The sequence below is a fragment of the Parviterribacter multiflagellatus genome (genome assembly GCF_056863265.1).
Genome location: NZ_JBXPIZ010000011.1, coordinates 47,618 through 64,787, shown reverse-complemented (window position 1 = coordinate 64,787; position 17,170 = coordinate 47,618). Strand labels below are relative to the sequence as shown.

Here is a 17,170-nt window from a genome sequence, read left to right as displayed (position 1 = left end):
ACCGCCCTGCCCGATCTTCACCTGTTCTTCAAGGTCACCACGCGGGTCGCGGTGGGCAGCCCGGCGACGGTCACGGTGAGCGTCGCCCGCACCGACCGCGCGCGCCGCAGCGTGCGCGCCGCGGACTTCGACGCTCGCAGGACGATCCGCGCCTTGCCGGCCTTCGCCGCACGCCCGCTCCCACGCGCGATCACCACGGTCTTCTTGCCCGCCCCGAGGCCGAGCTTCCTCGCGGTCGCCGCGTCGACCTTCAGCGTCGCCTTCGGGGCACACGCCGCCGCGCAGGTCACCTCGACGCCCGCGCCCTTCGCCGAGAGCAGCGCCTGCAGGCCCGCGCCCTCGGCGAGCGCGACCTTCGGCGCCACGCCCGCGCCCGCCGGCACCGTCCCGCGCGGGCTGGAGGAGGCCGTTGCGACCGGGCCCGCGCCGGGCGCCCCGCCGCCGGTCGGTGTGACCTCGGGCTGCGGCGTCACCGGGGTCTCGCCGCCACCGCCGCCACCGGAGCCGCCGCCGGGCGTCTCACCGCCACCCCCACCGGAGCCGCCGCCCGGCGTCTCACCGCCCGAGCCGCCGCCCGGGACGCCGCCGCTGCCGCCCGTGCCGCCGCCGCCCGGCTGCGGGTTCCCGCCCCCACCGCCGCCCGGCGCGGGCGCGGTGCCGGTCGTGCGGAACGTCCGCGTCGCGCCGACCGAGGCGACGCCCTTGTCGTCCACGAACCGCACGCGCCACTGGTAGTCGGTCCCGGGCGTCAGCTGGCCCCAGTCCTGCTCGATCGTGTACTGCCACGACGCGCCGTCGATCGTGAACGGCCCGGCGACCGACGCGAACCCGCCGCTCGCCACCGTCCCCAGCTCCACGCTCAGCCGGCCCTTGCGGAACCACGTGTCCGCCACGCCCTTCGTGGTCGCGGTCGTGTCGCCGATCTTCGTCGTCGGCGTCGCCGGGTACGTGATCGCGACCGCGCGGTCCCCGACGTTCACCCACTGGAAGGGCACCGCCATCGTCTTGAGCCCCGACGTCACCGCGCTCCACGCCTTCGTGGTGTCCCCGGCGCCCGCCATGCCCTTCAGCGGCTTGGTCGACACGACCGGCACGCGGACGACGAACGTCGCGCCCTGCGCCAGCAGCCGGTAGCCCGTGTTGAACGCGTACTGGCCGATCGACGGGACCTTGGTCGAGTCGCACCACTTGCCCTTAATCGAGGCGTTGTCGGGGTGCGTCCAGGTGAAGTCGGTGACCTCGGTCTCGACGTTCTTGGAGGAGATGTGGAAGCACCGCACGCGGTCGTTGCGGTCGGCCGAGCCGAGGTCGATCGCCAGCTGCGTGCCCTCGGGCAGACCGATCTCGGTCCCGACGTCGCTGGCGCCCCACGGGCACGTGAACCCGATCGCCCCGACGACGACCTGGACGTAGTACTTGTCGCCGATCTTCGGGTACGAGCCGTTCGTGTCGCCCCAGTACATGACCGAGGCCGAGGTGTTGTTGCCGTAGCCGGTCTGGGTGCCGCCGAAGCACTGCGAGCCACCCTGGTACTCGGAGGTGCCGGGGATCCACTGCTGGGCGGCGGGAGCTGGAGGAGCGAACGCCGCGGACGCGCACGCGGCGGCCGCGGCAACGGCGAGGGAGGTCCGGGAGAAGCGCATGCCAGCAGCCTGCGGCCGCCGCGCCCCGGGTACATCGGGGAACCCCCCGAGCCGCGCCTGCGCCGCGCCGCGTTCAGGCCCGCTCGTAGAGCGCCAGCAGCGCGGTCCCGCGCGCCGTCCGCTCCACCAGCACCCGCCGCCCGTGCCGCCGCCGCGCGACCAGGCCGGCGGACTCCAGCGCCGCGACGTGGTGCGTCGCCGTGCTCGCCTGGCCGCCGAGCAGCTCCGCGAGGTCGCCCATCGTCAGCGAGCGATCCAGGCGCCGCAGCAGGTCGGCCCGGCGCGCGCCCAGCAGCGCGGCGAGCGGGTCGTCCGGCGGCGGCTCGTCCGCCACGTCGAGCAGCCGCGCACGCCCGGGCAGCGGGTACGCGAGGTGCGTCACGGCGTCGTCGCGGTGCGCGGTCACGATCGCCCCCGCGCCGCTCAGCATCGGCAGGAGCACGAGCCCGTCCGGCGCGATGTCCCACGTCGCGGCCGCCGAGCCGGGCCGCTCCAGCACGAGCTCGTCGCCCTCGACGCGACCGGACACGTGCAGCGTCCCGAGCAGGTCGCGTGCCGCGCCCACCGCCACCGCAGAGCCCACGCGGTCGGTCTCGCGGTCGAGCATCGGCTGCACGCTGCGCCACACCGGCTCCAGCGCCTCCAGGGCGTGGCCGAGCGCGACCGCGTACGCCTCCAGCCACACCGCCGGCGCCGCCTCCACCACGCGCCACGCGGACGGCGGCGCGTGGCCGTACTCCGCGGCGACCTCGTCCAGCAGCCGGGCCGGGTCCGCGCCCGCGACCTGCTCGACGACCTCCTCGGTCACGAAGCGCGCGCCGTCCGGCACCGTGGACGGCGGCGGCGCGAGCGCGTCGGGGAGCACGATCCGCTCCCCGCCGAAGACCGGCCCGAGCGCCGCCACGTCCGTCCGTGTCAGCGCGCTGCGCACCGCCCGCGACCACGCCGCCGGCGCGCCGTGGGTCCGCGGGCCGAGCACCTCGCCGAGCAGGCTCAGCGCCGTGGGCAGCGGCGAGCGGCCGATCCGCAGCGGCCGCCGCGCCAGCGCGCGGAGCTGGACGCGCTCGAGGGCCGGCGGGGCGGCGATGCACGAGGTCGCGGACATCCGGGCCTTCGCGAGCCTACCTCCGATGCGGCCCTACTGCGGGCCGGTCGGTCGCGCCGGCCGGGACTCGCGCACGCGCCCGCGCGCGGTGAGCGTCCGGACGAACCGGATGCCCGGCGCGCTGTCGGACGCCTGCATCACGCTGCCGAAGTTCGTCTCGATCCTGCCGACGAGCTCGCCGCTGCCCGACGCGCGCAGGTGCACGAACCCGTCGCCCGCGACGCGGCAGTCCTCGAGCTTGTCGAGGCCGAGCGCCTCGATGCCCTTGCTGCCGAGGTACATCGGCACCGACACCGCGACGAACGGCACCTTGGGGATCGGGAGGCCGAGCGCCTCCTTCATGAGGTTCCAGAACCAGCCCTTCTCGCAGGACATCGTGGTGATCTCGATGCCGCGGTCGGTCACCGCGGTCACGCCGATCCCCCAGCCCTCCGCGAGCCCCTCGCCCTTGACCTTGCCCTCGCGGTCGAGCCCGCGCGACTCGACCTGGATGCTGAGCGGGCTCAGGACCTTCCACCCGTCCGGCGTCTTGCAGGTCACCGCGCGGATCTCCAGCGTGCCCAGGCCCTCCGCACGCTCCTTGCGGTCCTTGATCTTCGGGGCGCGGTCGATCGAACCCTGGCTGATCGAGCGGTACTCCTCCTGCCGCAGGTCGAACCCGACCGACAGCTTGCGGTTCTCACGGGCCGGGTTGCAGTTGACCTGCCCGCGCGTGGCGAACGGCCCGCCCGCGGCCGGCTGCGGCGTGGGCTTGGACTCGTCGGGCGCAGGCTCCGGGTTGGGCGGCGCCGGCGCGGGTGGGGCCGCACCGTCGCAGTGACGCAGGCCGCCGTCGGCCTCGTCGTTGCCGCCGCCGGAGAAGTAGACCTCGTTGACCCAGCCCCACTGGTTGTCGTCCGACAGCGTCCGCGCCCACCACACGTTGCGGTACGGCCCTTCGCCGTAGGGCGGCGGCGCCACGCCCTCCGGCGTCGTCGTCTGGCAGACGAACCAGTTCGCCGAGCCCGCCGCGTTCAGCCGCCCGACCTGCACGGGCTGGCCGCCGCGGATCGCGTGGACCGGGACGTGCCCGCGGGCCGGCATCCACAGCGGGCAGTACTGCACGGCGCCGAACGACGGGTGCTGGGTGGGGGCGGCACACGGGCTCCCGTCGGCGGCAGCGGCGACGCCGGGGGCGGTGAGGGTGGAGAGGAACGCCGCGCCGAGCGCGGCCACGAGGAGAACGATCTTGCGCATGGGGACACTTCGACGGTGCCGCCCGCCCGAAGCGCCCGCAAGCCTTTCGAGGATCGTCGAAACGCCGGGTCCGCGCCGCGGACCGGCCGCGCTTCGCGCGCGTGCGACCCTGTAGCGCGCAATGAGCATCACCCCCACTCCCAACGACAAGTTCAGCTTCGGTCTGTGGACCGTGGGCTGGCCTGCCGCGGATCCGTTCGGGGGGCCGACGCGCCCCGCGCTCGATCCGGTCGAGACGGTCCACAAGCTGGCCGAGCTCGGCGCCTGGGGCGTCACGTTCCACGACGACGATCTGATCCCGCACGGCTCCTCGGAGTCCGAGCGCGAGCAGATCATCGCCCGGTTCAAGACGGCCCTCCAGGAGACCGGGCTCGTCGTCCCGATGGCGACGACGAACACGTTCTCGCACCCGATCTTCAAGGACGGCGCGTTCACCTCGAACGACCGCGACATCCGTCGCTACGCCCTCCGCAAGATCATCCGCAACATCGACCTCGCCGCCGAGCTGGGCGCCGAGACGTACGTGTTCTGGGGCGGCCGCGAAGGCGCCGAGTCCGACGCCGGCAAGGACATCCGCGCCGCGCTGGAGCGTTACCGCGAGGGCATCAACCTCCTCTCGCAGTACGTCAAGGACAAGGGCTACGGCCTGAAGTTCGCGATCGAGCCCAAGCCGAACGAGCCGCGCGGCGACATCCTGCTGCCGACCGTCGGCCACGCGCTGGCGTTCATCTCCACGCTCGAGCACCCGGAGATGGTCGGCGTGAACCCCGAGACGGGCCACGAGCAGATGGCGAACCTCAAGTTCAGCCATGCGATCGCGCAGGCGCTGTGGCAGGGCAAGCTCTTCCACATCGACCTCAACGGCCAGAACGGCCCGAAGTACGACCAGGACCTGATCTTCGGCCACGGCGACCTGATCGACGCGTTCGCGCTGGTCGACCTGCTGGAGAACGGCGGCCTGGACGGCGCGCCCGCCTACACCGGCCCGCGGCACTTCGACTACAAGCCGCTGCGCACCGACGCCGACATCGAGTCGGTCTGGCAGTCGGCCGCCGCCAACATGCGGACGTACCTGCTGCTCAAGGAGCGCGCCGCCGCGTTCCGCGCCGACCCGGAGGTCCAGGAGGCCCTGGCCGGCACCCGCACCGCGGAGCTGCGCACCGCCACGCTCGCCGACGGCGAGTCGTACGAGGACCTGCTCGCCGATCGCTCGGCGTTCGAGGACTTCGACGTCGAGGCCGCCGGGCAGCGCGGCTTCAAGTACGGCCGGCTGAACCAGCTGGCGGTCGAGCACCTGCTCGGCGCGCGCTCCTAGCCAGGCGCGCAACAGCAGGCCCACCCTCCCGGCATGGGAGCCGACGGAAGGGTGGGCCCGGAGTCCTTCTTCGCGTCCGCCCGCGCTACGCGGTCAGGCGGAAGCGCCCGACGAGCCGTTCGAGCTCCTCGGCGGTGCCGGCCAGGTCGCCGGCCGCAGCCGCGATCTCCTGCGCCGACGCGCTCGTCTGCTCGGTGCTCGCGGACACCGCGCCGGTCGAGGTCGACGCCTCGTCCGCGACGGTCGCCAGCTCGGCGATCGAGTCCCGCAGCGCCCCCGCGCCGCCCGCGACCCGGTCGGCGGTCGCGGCGATGTCGAGCACGCGCTCGTTCATCGCGTCGACCGACTGCTGGATGCGGTCGAACGCCTCGCGCGTGCGCGCGACGCGCACGCTGGAGTCCTGCGTGCGCCGGGCGCCGTCGTCGACGATGTCCACGGCGCGCGACGTCTCGCCCTGGATCTCCTCGGCCAGGCCGCCGATCGCGCCGGCCGCCTCCTGCGACTCCTCGGCGAGCTTGCGCACCTCCTCGGCGACGACCGCGAACCCGCGGCCCTGCTCGCCCGCGCGGGCCGCCTCGATGGCGGCGTTGAGCGCGAGCAGGTTCGTCTGCTCGGAGATCGCGGTGATCTGCTCCACGATCGTGCGGATCTGGTCGGACTTGCGCGCGAGCGTGCGGATCGCCTCGGCGGTGTCCTCGCTGGACTCGCGGACCTGCTCCATCGCGGCGGACGCATCGTCGGCGGCGGCGACGCCCTCGGCGGCCGCGCCGCGGGCACCCTCGGCCAGCGCGGCCGTCTCGGTGGCGCCGCGCGCGTTCTCGGCGATGCCCTCGGCGACGGCGTCGGCGGCGGCGCGGGCGCCCTCGACGACCTGGGCCTGGCGCTCGGCGCCGCCGGCCAGCTCGCTGATCGCCTCGGCGATGTGGGTGACCGCGCGGCCGGCCTCGGCGGAGGTGGAGGCCATGTCGCCGGTCGAGTGGGAGAGGACGTTCGCGCTCTCCGACACGCGGCCGACGAGCTCGCGGAGCTGCTCGGTCATCGCGGCGAACGAGCGGCCGAGCACGTCGCGCTCGGAGCGCGGCTCGACGTCCTGGCTGAGGTCCCCCGCGGCGATCTGCTCGGCCTGCGCGGACATCTCGCGGACGTAGCCGGTCATGTGGCCGAACGCCTCGGCCATCTTGCCGAGCTCGTCCCTGGACTTGACGACCGGCGCCTCCTCGGGCACGTCGCCCTGGGCCATCAGCTCGAGCCGCTCGGTGAGCACGCCGACCGGGGCGAGCATGCGGCGGGCGAGCCACGCGGCGCCGGCGCCGACGAGCAGCAGCAGGACGATCGCGATCAGCAGCAGGCTCTTGCGCGCGTCGGACGCGGCGGCCTCGATGTCGGCCTTCTCGTAGCCCGAGTACCACATGCCGATCGCCTCGCCTGCGGCGTTCACGATGGGCTCGTAGTGGGAGATGACGACCTTGTCGACCACGACGGCCTCGCCGGTGAAGGCCTTGCCGCCCTCGTAGACCAGGCCGTGGACCTTCTCGGAGACGGTCGTGCCGACGGAGCGCTTGTCCTCCGCGTTGCGGACCGTGGTCGTCACGCGCACGTCGCCGAGGAAGATCGTGTTGTACGCGCCCTTGCCCATCAGCGCGTTGTTCTCGTCGACGAGGTGGTGGTCGTTCGAGATCAGCTCGACGGCGATGACGCGGCCACCGTCGGCGGCGGGGGCGGAGGCGACCATCGCGAGGCCGTCGGTCAGCTCGGTGACGTCGACCTTGCGGCCGGTCTCCGTCTCGACGACCGGGATCTTGGCGGCGTCGGCGAGGCCGAGCTGCGCGAGGTCGGCGGCGGCGACGCGCTCGATCGACGCGGCGCCCTTGCCGTCGGTGCCGAGCTGCGACGCGAGCGCGAGCTCCTTGCCCGACGCGGTCCGGCCGGCGGCGTCGACGGCGATGACGGCGCGATGGTCGTCGCCCTTGACGGAGGCCGCGGCAGCGGCGGCGGAGGGCGTGGCGGCGGCTGCGCCGCTGACGCGGTCGAGCAGCGCGGCGGCGTGCTCCTCGGCGGTGTGGCCGAGGGTCAGCGCGGCGGTCTTGGCGGAGGCGGCCTGCCGCTCCTTCGAGTCGTCGGCGCCGTCATCGATCGCGCGGACGGCGACGAGGGACAGCACCGCACCGACCACGAGGGCGCAGGCGACGGTGAGGACGCTGAGCTTCCTGCTCAGCGAGGCGAAGAGGTGCACGGGAGGTGAATCGACCCATGGTCATCCCGGTTGACCAACGTGGCACGCCGGGAGTGTGAGGCCGCTCACCCGATCTACGCCTGCGCTGCCGGCCCCCGCCGCGCGCGGAAGAACGCGCGGATCTGCTCCGCCGCCTCGTCGGCCAGCAGCCCGCCGACGACCTCGGGGCGGTGGTTGAGCGCCGGGTGGTCGAGGACGTCCATCACCGAGCCCGCCGCGCCGGCCTTGGGGTCGGTCGTCGCGTAGACCACGCGCGGGATGCGGCTCAGCACGATCGCGCCCGCGCACATCGCGCAGGGCTCGAGCGTCACGTAGAGCGTCGCGCCGAGCACGCGCCACGAGCCCAGCGCCGCGGCCGCCTCGCGCAGCGCGAGCACCTCGGCGTGGGCTGTCGGGTCCTCCAGCAGCTCCCGCTCGTTGTGGCCGCGGCCGATCACCTCGTCGGTCCCGTCGAGGACGACGACGGCGCCGATCGGGACGTCGTCGTGCGCCAGCGCCTTCTCGGCTTCGGCGAGAGCCAGGCGCATGAGACGCTCGTCACGAGATGGATCGGAAGGCAGACTCGCAGTCATGTGGGACGGAACTTTGGTCGACAAGAGGAGTTAAGTGTCCGTCGCCCCCTTGCCCCGCCTCCGCCACAGCCTGCCCGCCGCGCTCGCCGCCGTCGCCTGCGCGCTCACCCTCGCGGCCCCCGCGCAGGCTGCCGACACGGTGCCGGGCGAGGTCGTCGTGCGCGAGAAGGGCGAGGCCCCAAAGGTCCTGCGCGGCGTCGACGACGTCGCCGCGACCGTCCGCCGCCTCAACCGCCGGCGCGACGTCGACTACGCGGCGCCGAACCCGGTCGCGCGCGCCTCGGCGTTCGTCCCCAACGACCCGGGCAACGGCGCGGGCTGGGCCGAGGTCCAGTGGAACTTCCTGCCCGAGTGGGGCGTCAACGCGCCTGACGCGTGGCAGCACGCGATCGACGCCGGCGTCCCGGGCGGGCGCGGCGTGCGGATCGCGGTGCTCGACAGCGGCGTCGCCTACGCGGACCGCGGCGACTACCGCCGCTCCCCGGACCTGGACCGGACGAAGTTCGAGACCGGCTACGACTTCGTCGACGGCGACCCGTACCCGAACGACGAGAACGGCCACGGCACGCACGTCGTCTCCACGATCGCCGAGTCGACCAACAACGGCAAGGGCCTCACCGGCCTCGCGTACAACGCGACGATCATCCCCGTCCGCGTGCTCGACAAGCGCGGCGAGGGCGACGCGGCGCGCATCGCCGACGCGGTCCGCTGGGCGGTCAAGCAGGACGTCGACCTGATCAACCTCAGCCTCGAGTTCGGCACCGAGGTCCCCGCGAGCCTGATCCCGTCGCTGCTCGACGCGCTCGCGTACGCGCGCAAGAAGGGCGTGCTCGTGATCGGCGCGGCAGGCAACGAGGGCGACGAGCTCCTCTCGTTCCCGGCGCGCTCCTCCAACGTCTTCGCGGTCGGCGCGACGACGGAGCACGGCTGTCTGTCGAGCTACTCGAACCTCGGCAAGGGGCTCGACATCGTCGCCCCCGGCGGCGGGCGCGACGCGTTCACCGACGACCCGCACTGCAAGCCGGACGCGACGCCCGGTCGCTCGATCGTGCAGCTCACGCTCTTCCCGTCGAAGCAGACGCGCTCGTTCGGCTACTCGCGCAGCTACTTCGGCACGTCGATGGCCGTCCCGCACGTGACGGCGGCGGCCGCGCTCGTGCTCGCCACGAAGGTGATCGGCTCCAGCCCGACGCCGGCGCAGCTCATCGCGCGCCTCAAGGGCACCGCCCGCGACCTGGGCGACCCGGGGCCGGATCGCAGCTACGGCGCGGGCCTGGTGGACGCCGCCGCGGCGACCGACCGCAACCGGGTCGTGCCGGACGCCGTCGCCGCCGCGCTGCGCACCAAGGGCACGCGCTAGCCGCTCCCGCTACGTCGTCCGGATGATCAGCACCGAGCAGGGCGCGTGGTGCGACACCTTGTTCGGGACCGACCCGAGGAGGAACCGCCGCGCGCCGGTCATGCCCTTGTTGCCGACGACGATGACGTCGGCCTTCGTCTCCTCCGCGACGTCGAGGATCGCGTCGGCCGGGTCGCCCTGCCGCGCGTGGGTCTCGACGTCCACGCCCGCCTCGCGCGCGATCTCGGCCGCCTCGTTGAGCGTCGCGTCGACGTCCTCGCGCGGGTTGACCATCCACTGCAGGTCCTCGGGGACCTGCGTGCTCTCCTCGCGCAGGCGCTGCCCGGACACCGGCTCGTAGGCGCTCACCAGCTGGAGCCGCCCCTTGACGGCCGCGGCAAGCTCGACGGCCTGCCGGACGGCCTCGGTTGCCGTCTCGGACCCGTCCGTCCCCACCACGATCGACCGGAACATCGCCCTCCTGTCTGGTTCGCCCACGTTGACGAGCCGCGATGCTAGTCCACGCCGCTCCTGCGGGTACGGTTGAGAGGCGTGATCGACCTCCACTCCCACGTCCTGCCCGGAGTCGACGACGGCCCCGCGACGGTCGAGGGGAGCCTCGAGCTGGCCCGCGCCGCCGTCGCGCTCGGCACCACCGAGCTGGTCGCCACGCCCCACGTGACCTGGGACATCCCGACCTCGTCCGCGACGGTCATGGCCGGGGTGACCGAGCTGCAGGAGCGGCTCGACGCCGAGGGCATCCCGCTGCGGCTGCGGACGGGCGGCGAGCTGTCGGTGTCGAAGGCGGCCGAGCTCGGCGACGAGGAGCTGACCGCACTGCGGCTCGGCGGCGGCGCCTACCTGCTCAGCGAGTGCCCGCTGCGGACGTCCGCGACCGGCTTCGACCACGCCGTGCGGCACCTGCACCTGCGCGGGCACCGCATCCTCCTCGCGCACCCCGAGCGGTCGCCGATCCTCCATCGCGACCCCGCGAAGCTCGAGCAGCTCGTGGCCGAGGGGATGCTCGTGCAGATCACCGCCGGCTCGCTGACCGGCGCGTTCGGGACGACCGTGCAGCGCTTCACGTACGACCTGGTCGAGCACGGGCTCGTGCACGTCGTCGCGTCCGACGCGCACGACGCCGTCGGACGGCCGCCGGGGCTGCTGGAGGGCATCCAGGCGGCGGACGCCGAGCTGCCGGGGCTGCTGGAGCAGGCGGAGTGGATGACCGTCGAGGTGCCGCGCGCGATCCTGGACGGCGGGCCGATCCCGCCCGCGCCGGGGCCGCCGCCGAAGCGGCGCAAGCGCGGGCTGCTCAGAGCAGTCGGACTGCGGCGATGACCATGCCCGCGAGGATGAAGATCACGGTCAGGCCTTGGACCCAGAGCCAGAAGGGGTTCACGCGGCAGGCAGTGTAGTCGCGGCCCGTGATGCGTCCTCGCCGTCCCCCGCTCGCCGCCCTCGCCGTCGCCGGCTGCCCGGTGCTCCCGGCGTCGAGCCCGTGGAACCAGCCGGTCGACGCGCTGCCGGTGCATCCGCGGTCGGACGCGATCGTGCGCTCGATCGGGCTGGACGCGGGCGTGCACCCGGACTTCGGGGCCGGCCGGTGGGAGGGGCGGCGGATCGGCATCCCGTACACCGTCGTGCCGCGGGCGCAGAAGCGGGTGCGCGTGTCGTTCCAGTACGCGTCGGAGTCCGACCGCGGGCCGTACCCGATCCCGCGCGACGCGCCGATCGAAGGCGGCTCGGACCGGCACGTGCTCGTCGTGCAGCGCGGGACGTGCCGGCTGTTCGAGCTGTTCGCCGCGCAGCGCGTCGGCGGCGGGCGCTCGTGGCGGGCGGGGAGCGGGGCGATCTTCGACCTGCGCACCGGCAAGCCGCGCCCGCGCGGGTGGACGTCCGCGGACGCCGCCGGCCTGCCGATCCTGCCCGGCCTCGCGCGCGCTGACGAGGTCCGCGCCGGCGCGATCCGCCACGCGCTCCGGTTCACCGCGCCGCGCACCCGTCGCGCGTTCGTCTTCCCCGCGCGCCACTTCGCCTCCTCGCTCGACGACCCGTCGCTCCCCGCGATGGGCCAGCGCGTCCGCCTGAAGCGCAAGGTGAGCGAGGCCGGCCTCGGTCCGCAGGCGCGCGTGATCGTCCGCGCCCTCAAGCGCTACGGGATGCTCCTCGCCGACAACGGCTCCCCGTGGTACATCTCCGGCGCCCCGTCCGAGCGCTGGGACAACGACGACCTCCGCGGCCTCAAGCGCCTCCGCGGCAGCGACTTCGAGGTCGTCGCGGAGCAGCCCGCCCCGCGGTGATCTTCGCCACCCGCGTCGCGGAGGTCTACCGTGTCGCGGCGAATGGTCGACGTCGTGCTTCCGGTGCTGAACGAGGTCGAGGCGCTCCCCGCGGTGCTGGCCGCGATGCCGCGCGGATACCACCCGATCGTCGTCGACAACGGCTCCGACGACGGCTCGGCGGACGTCGCGCGGGAGCTGGGCGCGACCGTCGTGCACGAGCCGCGGCGCGGGCTCGGCGCCGCGTGTCACGCCGGGCTGCTGGCAGCCGAGGGCGACGTCGTGTGCTTCATGGACTGTGACGGGACGCTCGACCCGCGCGACCTGCCGCGGGTGGCCGACCCGGTCGGCAGCGGCGACGCGGACCTCGTGCTCGGCGCGCGCGTCCTAGAGCCCGGCGCGCTGCCGGCCCGCGCCCGGCTCGCCAACCGCGCGCTCGCGTTCGAGCTGCGCCGCCGGGCGGGCACCCGGCTCACCGACGCCGGCCCGATGCGCGCCGCCCGCCGCCAGCCGCTGCTCGACCTCGGCATGGCGGACCGCCGCTTCGGTTGGCCCCTGGAGATGGTCGTGCGCGCGAGCCGGGCCGACTGGCGGATCGCCGAGGTGCGCGTCCCATACCGCCCTCGACCCGGCCGCGGGAAGACGACCGCAGGCGTGCGCGGCACGCTGCGCGCGGTACGCGACATGCGTGCGGTGCTCGCCGAGCGGTAGCTGACAACCGCCGCGGAGAGGCGTAAGGTTCCTCACGCGATGGTGACATTCGACACGATCGTGGAGGTGAGCGGGAAGACGGCGACGTACTTCCGTGTCCCGCTGGACGTGCCCGCCCTGTTCGGCGGGCAGCAGCGCCCCGCGGTCTGCGTGATGATCAACGGCCACGCGTACCGGACCACCATCGCGAAGTACGGCGACGAGTACATGGTCCCGCTCAACCGCGCCCACCGGCTGCTGGCCGGGGTGGACGCGGGGGACCAGATCTCCGTCGAGATCGAGCCGGACACCGCGCCGCGCGAGGTCGAGCCGCCGCCCGAGCTGGCGGCCGCGCTCGAGTCGAGCGACGAGGCGAAGGCGCTCTTCGGCGCGCTCTCCTACACGCACCGGAAGGAGTACGCCGAGTGGGTCGGCGGCGCGAAGCGGCCCGAGACCAGGACCCGCCGGGCCGCGCGCGCCGTCGATCAGATCATGCTGGGCGCGCCGCGGGAGTAGCCCGCCGCGCGCTCAGCCGCGTCCGTGCGGCGCGTCCCAGTCGAGGTCCAGCGGCCCCGCCGGGATGAGCCGCTTCGGGTTCAGCATGTCGTGCGTCGTGTAGTAGTGCTCCTTGATCTGGTCCATCGCGACCGTCTCGCGCACGCCGGGCTGCTGGTACAGCTCCCGCGCGTAGGCCCAGAGGTTCGGGTGGTCGATCAGCCGCCGCCCGTTGCAACGGAAGTGCACGTAGTAGACGGGGTCGAACCGCAGGAGCGTCACCCACAGCCGCCAGTCGGCCTCGGTGAGGACGTCGCCGGCGACGTACCGCCGCTCGCCGAGCAGCCAGTCGAGCCAGGCGAGCGAGTCGAACAGCGCCCCGAACGCCTCGTCGTACGCCTCCTGCGACGTCGCGAAGCCGCACTTGTAGACGCCGTTGTTGACCGAGTCGTAGATGCGGTCGTTGAGCTGGTCGATCTCGCGCCGCAGCGGCTCGGGGTAGAGGTCGAGCCCCGGGTTCTGCGCGACGTCCTGGAAGTCCGCGTTGAGCATCCGCACGATGTCCTGCGACTCGTTGGAGACGATCCGCCGCTCCTCCTTGTCCCACAGCACCGGGACGGTGACGCGGCCGCCGAAGTCCGGGTCGGTCTGGACGTAGCCCTCGCTCAGGAAGTCCCAGCCGTGCAGGTCGTCGACGTACGGGCCGCCGGGGAACGCCCACCCGCGCTCGTCGCGGTAGGGCGCGGCGTACGAGATCGAGATCGCGTCCTCGAGCCCCTTCAGCCTGCGCACGATCGCGACCCGCTGCGACCACGGGCACGCGAGCGCGAGGTAGAGGTGGTAGCGCCCCGCGACGGGCTCCGTGACCCAGTCGCGGAACTTGGACTCCTGGCGCTTGAAGGCGCCCGAGCGGGTCTCGGCGTCGATCGAGAAGCGGGCGGTGGACACCTCTCGAACGTACCCGCGGCCCCCGCTCCGCCATCCTTCTCCCGCGTGCCGCCGCCCGCCACCTCCGCCCGCGACCCGCGCATCGTCCGCGCCGCGCAGCTGCTGCGCGCGCCGGGCGAGGACGCGTTCGTGGTCGACGGACCGGAGCTGCTCGCGGAGGCGCGCGCCGCGGGGCTCGCGGTCGAGGTGGTGTTCGCCGCGGCGGCCTGCGCGCGGGACGGGGACGTCGTCGCGTCGGCCGACGCGCTGCGGGCGCTCGCGGCGCTGGGCCAGCCACCGGAGGTCGCCGCGATCGTCCGCCGGCCCCCGCAGCCGCCGCTCCCCCTGCCGCCGGGCTCGCTCGTCCTCGCCGGGGTGACCGACGCGGGCAACGTCGGGTCGATCGTCCGCACCGCGGGCGCGCTGGGCCTGCCGCGGGTAGAGGTGCTGGAGGGGAGCGCGGACCCGTGGTCGCGCAAGGCGCTGCGGGCGGCGCTGGGCGCGTCGTTCGCACCCGGGCTCGTGGCGACCGGCCGAACGCTCGCCGATCTGCGCGGCCCCACGCCCCTCGCGGCGGCGGTGCCGCGTGGCGGGGCCGCGCCGGAGGCGCTGCCGCCGGGCGCGGCGGTCGTCCTGGGGAGCGAGCGGGACGGGTTGAGCGACGGCGAGATCGCGCAGTGCGACCTCGCCGTCACGATCCCGGCACCGGGGTTCGAGTCGCTCAACGTCGCCGCGGCGGCGGCGATCCTGGCCTGGGAGCTGGCGCGGCGTCCCGCGCGCGACGCCTAGCGGAGGGTGGCTAGACGCCGAGCGCGAGGCGCGGGCGCCGGTGCGGGCGCGTGCGCTTCTCGCGCGCGGCCTTGGCGGCGCCGTGGGCGCGCAGCAGCGCGACCAGGGAGGCGGTGGGGTGGAACGGGTCCGCGATGGCGCGGCCGTCGGAGAGCGAGAGCGCGGCGCGCAGCTCCCCGGACTCCTCGGCGACGAGGATCGGACCGGTCAGGACCGGGGCGCTGTCGAGGGCGGCGAGGTCCCGCAGGCTGTCCGCGTCGGCGGCGTTCGCGTGGCGCAGAAGGACGGTGGCGGTGGTGGAGGTGACGTCGGTGGCGGGCATGTCTTCATGGTCCTCCGCACGAGGCATAACGTCAAAGAGCGATCCCACATGACAACGATAAGTCGGCGTGATACCGTCCGCTCATGCTCGATCTGCGCCTGCTGGAGACGTTCCGCGAGGTCGCGACGCGGGGGTCGTTCTCCGCGGCGGCCGAGGCCCTGAGCTTCACGCAGCCCGCGGTGTCGCAGCACATCGCGCGGCTGGAGAAGCAGATCGGGGCCAAGCTCTTCGAGCGCGACGCGCGCGGCGTGCGCCCGACGCGGGCGGGGCTGACGATGCTCCGCCACGCCGAGGCGCTGCTCGACGCCGCCGCGCGCGCGGAGGCCGACGTGCGCTCCGAGGCGGGCCTCCATGTGCCGCACGTCAACCTGGGCGCCTTCCCCACCGCCGCCGCCGGCATCGTGCCGATGGCGCTGCGCGAGCTGCGCGCCGCCCACCCGGACGTGCGCCCGCAGCTGCGCGTGATCGAGGGCGACCCGGCGCTGGACGAGCTCCAGGTCGGCCGCCTCGATCTGGCGATGATGATCGGGTCCGAGCTCAACCCGCTCCCCAACCGCGACGGCATCGTCAGCGAGCACATCCTCGAGGACCCGATGATGGTCGCGCTCCCGCGCAGCCACCCGCTCGCGAGCCGTCCGGCGATCGCGATGACCGACCTCGCCAAGGAGGACTGGATGCTGCCGGCCAACGGCGGCACGTGCGAGGACACGAGCATCGTCCTGCGCGCCTGCGCGCAGGCGGGCTACGAGCCCGGCGTCCGGTTCGAGACCGACGACTACCAGGCGCTGCTCGGGCTCACCGCCTCCGGCATGGGCGTGACGGTCATCCCGTCGATCGCGTCGATGGCCGTCCCGGCCGAGGTCGTCATCCGGCCGTTCAGCGGCGAACCGCCCAAGCGGATCATCTCGGTGGCGCGTCGCGCCGGCGCCACGAACCCGTCGATCGATGCGGCCATCGACGCGCTGCGCATCGCGGGGCGCCGGCTGTCGCTCGCCTGCGCGACGCCGTCGCTCGCCGTCGCCTAGCGACCCACGTCGAGCTTCGCGATCCGCCCGCGCGCCTCGGCCAGGCGCGCGCGGAACGCCTCGTCGGCGCGCGCCTGCGCAACGAAGCGGCGCAGCACCTGCAGGTAGGAGCCAGGACCGGTGGTGAGCATGAGGTCGCAGCCGGCGCGCATCGAGCGCTCGGCCGCGACCGGCGTCGACGAGCGCCGCACGACCGCCTGCGCCTCCAGGGAGTCGGTGATGCACGCGCCCTCGAAGCCGAGCTCGTCGCGGAGGAGCTTCGTGGTGATCGCGTGCGACTGCGAGGCGATGCGGTCGGGATCGAGCTCGGGGTGCACCGCGTGGCTGGTCATGACGAGCGGGACGCCCGCGGCGATGGCGGCCCGGAACGGCTCGAGGTCGCCGCGGCCCGCGACCCGCGCGAGGTCGAAGTCGGTGTTCTTCGTCGAGCGTCCCAGCCCGGGGAAGTGCTTGACGGTCGCCAGCACGCCGCCCCGCGCGTAGGCGCGCACGGTCGCCGCGACCGCCTTGCCGACGGCCTCTCCGTCGCCGGGGAACGCCCGCGGGCGCATCACCGATCGGGGCCACGACCCGACGTCGGCGACCGGCGCCAGGTTGACGTTGATCCGGTCGGCGCGCAGGTCGCGCGCGGTGGCGGCGGCGACCGCGCGGACGGCGGCGGGCGACCGCAGTCGCGAGGCGGGCGAGGCCGGCGCGGCCCACGGGATCCTGCGCACCTCGCCGCCCTCCTGGTCGGTCATGATCAGCGTGCGGCCGCCGGCGGCGCGGTGCAGGGCGCGGGTGAGCGACCGCAGCTGCGCCCGCGAGACGACGTTGTCGCTGAAGAGGATGACGCCCGCGGCCCGCTTCTCGCGCAGCGCCTCGAGGACGTACGCGGGCGCGGAGGTGCCGGTGAAGCGCAGGACGATCGTCTGGCCGGCCTCGCGCTGGAGCCGCGCGCCCGTCGGCGTCCCTGCCGGCGGCGCGGTGCTCGTCGTGGTCGCGGTGGTGGAGGTGGGCGTCGTCGCGTCGCCGCCGAGCTCCTCGGCGAGCACCGGGCACGCGAGGTTGCCGTCTGGGCAGGTCTCCGCGCGCGAGTCCTTCCCGCCGCCGCTCGCCCCCACGGCGATGCCGCCGCCGGTGGCGACGACCGCGACGGCGGCGAGCGCCGCCAGGCGGCGGCGCTTGATCTGCTGCCGGTCAGGCACGTCGGGCAGG

General features: G+C 74.4%; 17 protein-coding genes. 8 read left to right on the top strand and 9 right to left on the bottom strand.

Annotated elements, in window-relative coordinates; genetic code table 11:
* Positions 1–17: 17 nt before the first annotated feature.
* The 3 genes from AC1UE5_RS22500 to AC1UE5_RS22490 form a co-directional block, all read right to left on the bottom strand.
* Positions 18–1,643 carry a hypothetical protein gene (locus AC1UE5_RS22500; protein ID WP_482927806.1) on the bottom strand — a complete coding sequence of 542 codons (1,626 nt, stop codon included), beginning with the start codon at positions 1,641–1,643 and terminating at the stop codon, positions 18–20.
* 73 nt (positions 1,644–1,716) lie between these two features.
* The gene (locus AC1UE5_RS22495; protein ID WP_482927804.1) at positions 1,717–2,748 is read right to left on the bottom strand and encodes an ArsR/SmtB family transcription factor; all 1,032 of its coding nucleotides are present in this window, start codon (positions 2,746–2,748) and stop codon (positions 1,717–1,719) included.
* Positions 2,749–2,781: 33 nt separating this feature from the next.
* Positions 2,782–3,984: a hypothetical protein gene (locus AC1UE5_RS22490; protein WP_482927802.1), complete on the bottom strand. Its 1,203-nt coding sequence runs from the start codon at positions 3,982–3,984 to the stop codon at positions 2,782–2,784.
* Between the two features lie 121 nt (positions 3,985–4,105).
* On the opposite strand from AC1UE5_RS22490, the gene xylA reads away from it, so the two are divergent.
* On the top strand, positions 4,106–5,299 hold the full coding sequence (gene xylA, locus AC1UE5_RS22485; RefSeq protein ID WP_482927800.1) for a xylose isomerase: 1,194 nt from the start codon (positions 4,106–4,108) through the stop codon (positions 5,297–5,299).
* A gap of 85 nt (positions 5,300–5,384) precedes the next feature.
* Here xylA and AC1UE5_RS22480 read toward each other — a convergent pair whose 3' ends face one another.
* Both AC1UE5_RS22480 and tadA read right to left on the bottom strand, forming a co-directional pair.
* Positions 5,385–7,532, bottom strand: coding sequence for a methyl-accepting chemotaxis protein (locus tag AC1UE5_RS22480; RefSeq protein WP_482927798.1), 2,148 nt, complete (start codon positions 7,530–7,532; stop codon positions 5,385–5,387).
* Positions 7,533–7,606: 74 nt separating this feature from the next.
* Entirely contained in the window at positions 7,607–8,059 is a 453-nt protein-coding gene (gene tadA / locus AC1UE5_RS22475; RefSeq protein ID WP_482927796.1) for a tRNA adenosine(34) deaminase TadA, read from the bottom strand.
* Between the two features lie 94 nt (positions 8,060–8,153).
* Here tadA and AC1UE5_RS22470 point away from each other — a divergent pair, with 94 nt between their 5' ends.
* Complete coding sequence (locus tag AC1UE5_RS22470; protein ID WP_482927794.1) at positions 8,154–9,464, top strand: S8 family serine peptidase; 1,311 nt, start codon at positions 8,154–8,156, stop codon at positions 9,462–9,464.
* A 9-nt stretch (positions 9,465–9,473) separates the two neighbouring features.
* Here AC1UE5_RS22470 and AC1UE5_RS22465 read toward each other — a convergent pair whose 3' ends face one another.
* Positions 9,474–9,917: a universal stress protein gene (locus AC1UE5_RS22465; RefSeq protein WP_482927792.1), complete on the bottom strand. Its 444-nt coding sequence runs from the start codon at positions 9,915–9,917 to the stop codon at positions 9,474–9,476.
* Between the two features lie 78 nt (positions 9,918–9,995).
* Between AC1UE5_RS22465 and AC1UE5_RS22460 the strand changes: the two genes are divergently transcribed.
* The 4 genes from AC1UE5_RS22460 (at position 9,996) to AC1UE5_RS22445 (ending at position 12,931) form a co-directional block, all read left to right on the top strand.
* A complete protein-coding gene (locus tag AC1UE5_RS22460; protein ID WP_482927790.1) occupies positions 9,996–10,784 on the top strand; it encodes a tyrosine-protein phosphatase in 789 nt (262 codons plus the stop codon).
* A gap of 89 nt (positions 10,785–10,873) precedes the next feature.
* Positions 10,874–11,746 carry a hypothetical protein gene (locus tag AC1UE5_RS22455; RefSeq protein WP_482927788.1) on the top strand — a complete coding sequence of 291 codons (873 nt, stop codon included), beginning with the start codon at positions 10,874–10,876 and terminating at the stop codon, positions 11,744–11,746.
* A 42-nt stretch (positions 11,747–11,788) separates the two neighbouring features.
* Entirely contained in the window at positions 11,789–12,436 is a 648-nt protein-coding gene (locus tag AC1UE5_RS22450) for a glycosyltransferase family 2 protein (RefSeq protein WP_482927786.1), read from the top strand.
* A 39-nt stretch (positions 12,437–12,475) separates the two neighbouring features.
* The gene (locus AC1UE5_RS22445) at positions 12,476–12,931 is read left to right on the top strand and encodes a YdeI/OmpD-associated family protein (protein WP_482927784.1); all 456 of its coding nucleotides are present in this window, start codon (positions 12,476–12,478) and stop codon (positions 12,929–12,931) included.
* Between the two features lie 12 nt (positions 12,932–12,943).
* Here AC1UE5_RS22445 and AC1UE5_RS22440 read toward each other — a convergent pair whose 3' ends face one another.
* Positions 12,944–13,858, bottom strand: coding sequence for a glutathione S-transferase family protein (locus AC1UE5_RS22440; protein ID WP_482927782.1), 915 nt, complete (start codon positions 13,856–13,858; stop codon positions 12,944–12,946).
* Positions 13,859–13,903: 45 nt separating this feature from the next.
* On the opposite strand from AC1UE5_RS22440, the gene AC1UE5_RS22435 reads away from it, so the two are divergent.
* Complete coding sequence (locus tag AC1UE5_RS22435) at positions 13,904–14,626, top strand: TrmH family RNA methyltransferase (protein ID WP_482927780.1); 723 nt, start codon at positions 13,904–13,906, stop codon at positions 14,624–14,626.
* Positions 14,627–14,636: 10 nt separating this feature from the next.
* On the opposite strand, the gene AC1UE5_RS22430 is transcribed toward AC1UE5_RS22435, so the two are convergent.
* Positions 14,637–14,948, bottom strand: a complete 312-nt coding sequence (locus tag AC1UE5_RS22430) for a hypothetical protein (RefSeq protein WP_482927778.1) — start codon at positions 14,946–14,948, stop codon at positions 14,637–14,639.
* 83 nt (positions 14,949–15,031) lie between these two features.
* Between AC1UE5_RS22430 and AC1UE5_RS22425 the strand changes: the two genes are divergently transcribed.
* Positions 15,032–15,973, top strand: a complete 942-nt coding sequence (locus tag AC1UE5_RS22425) for a LysR family transcriptional regulator (RefSeq protein WP_482927776.1) — start codon at positions 15,032–15,034, stop codon at positions 15,971–15,973.
* On the opposite strand, the gene AC1UE5_RS22420 is transcribed toward AC1UE5_RS22425, so the two are convergent.
* Complete coding sequence (locus AC1UE5_RS22420; RefSeq protein ID WP_482927774.1) at positions 15,970–17,160, bottom strand: glycoside hydrolase family 3 N-terminal domain-containing protein; 1,191 nt, start codon at positions 17,158–17,160, stop codon at positions 15,970–15,972. The two genes, AC1UE5_RS22425 and AC1UE5_RS22420, sit on opposite strands and share 4 nt — an antisense overlap.
* Between the last annotated feature and the right edge of the window lie 10 nt (positions 17,161–17,170).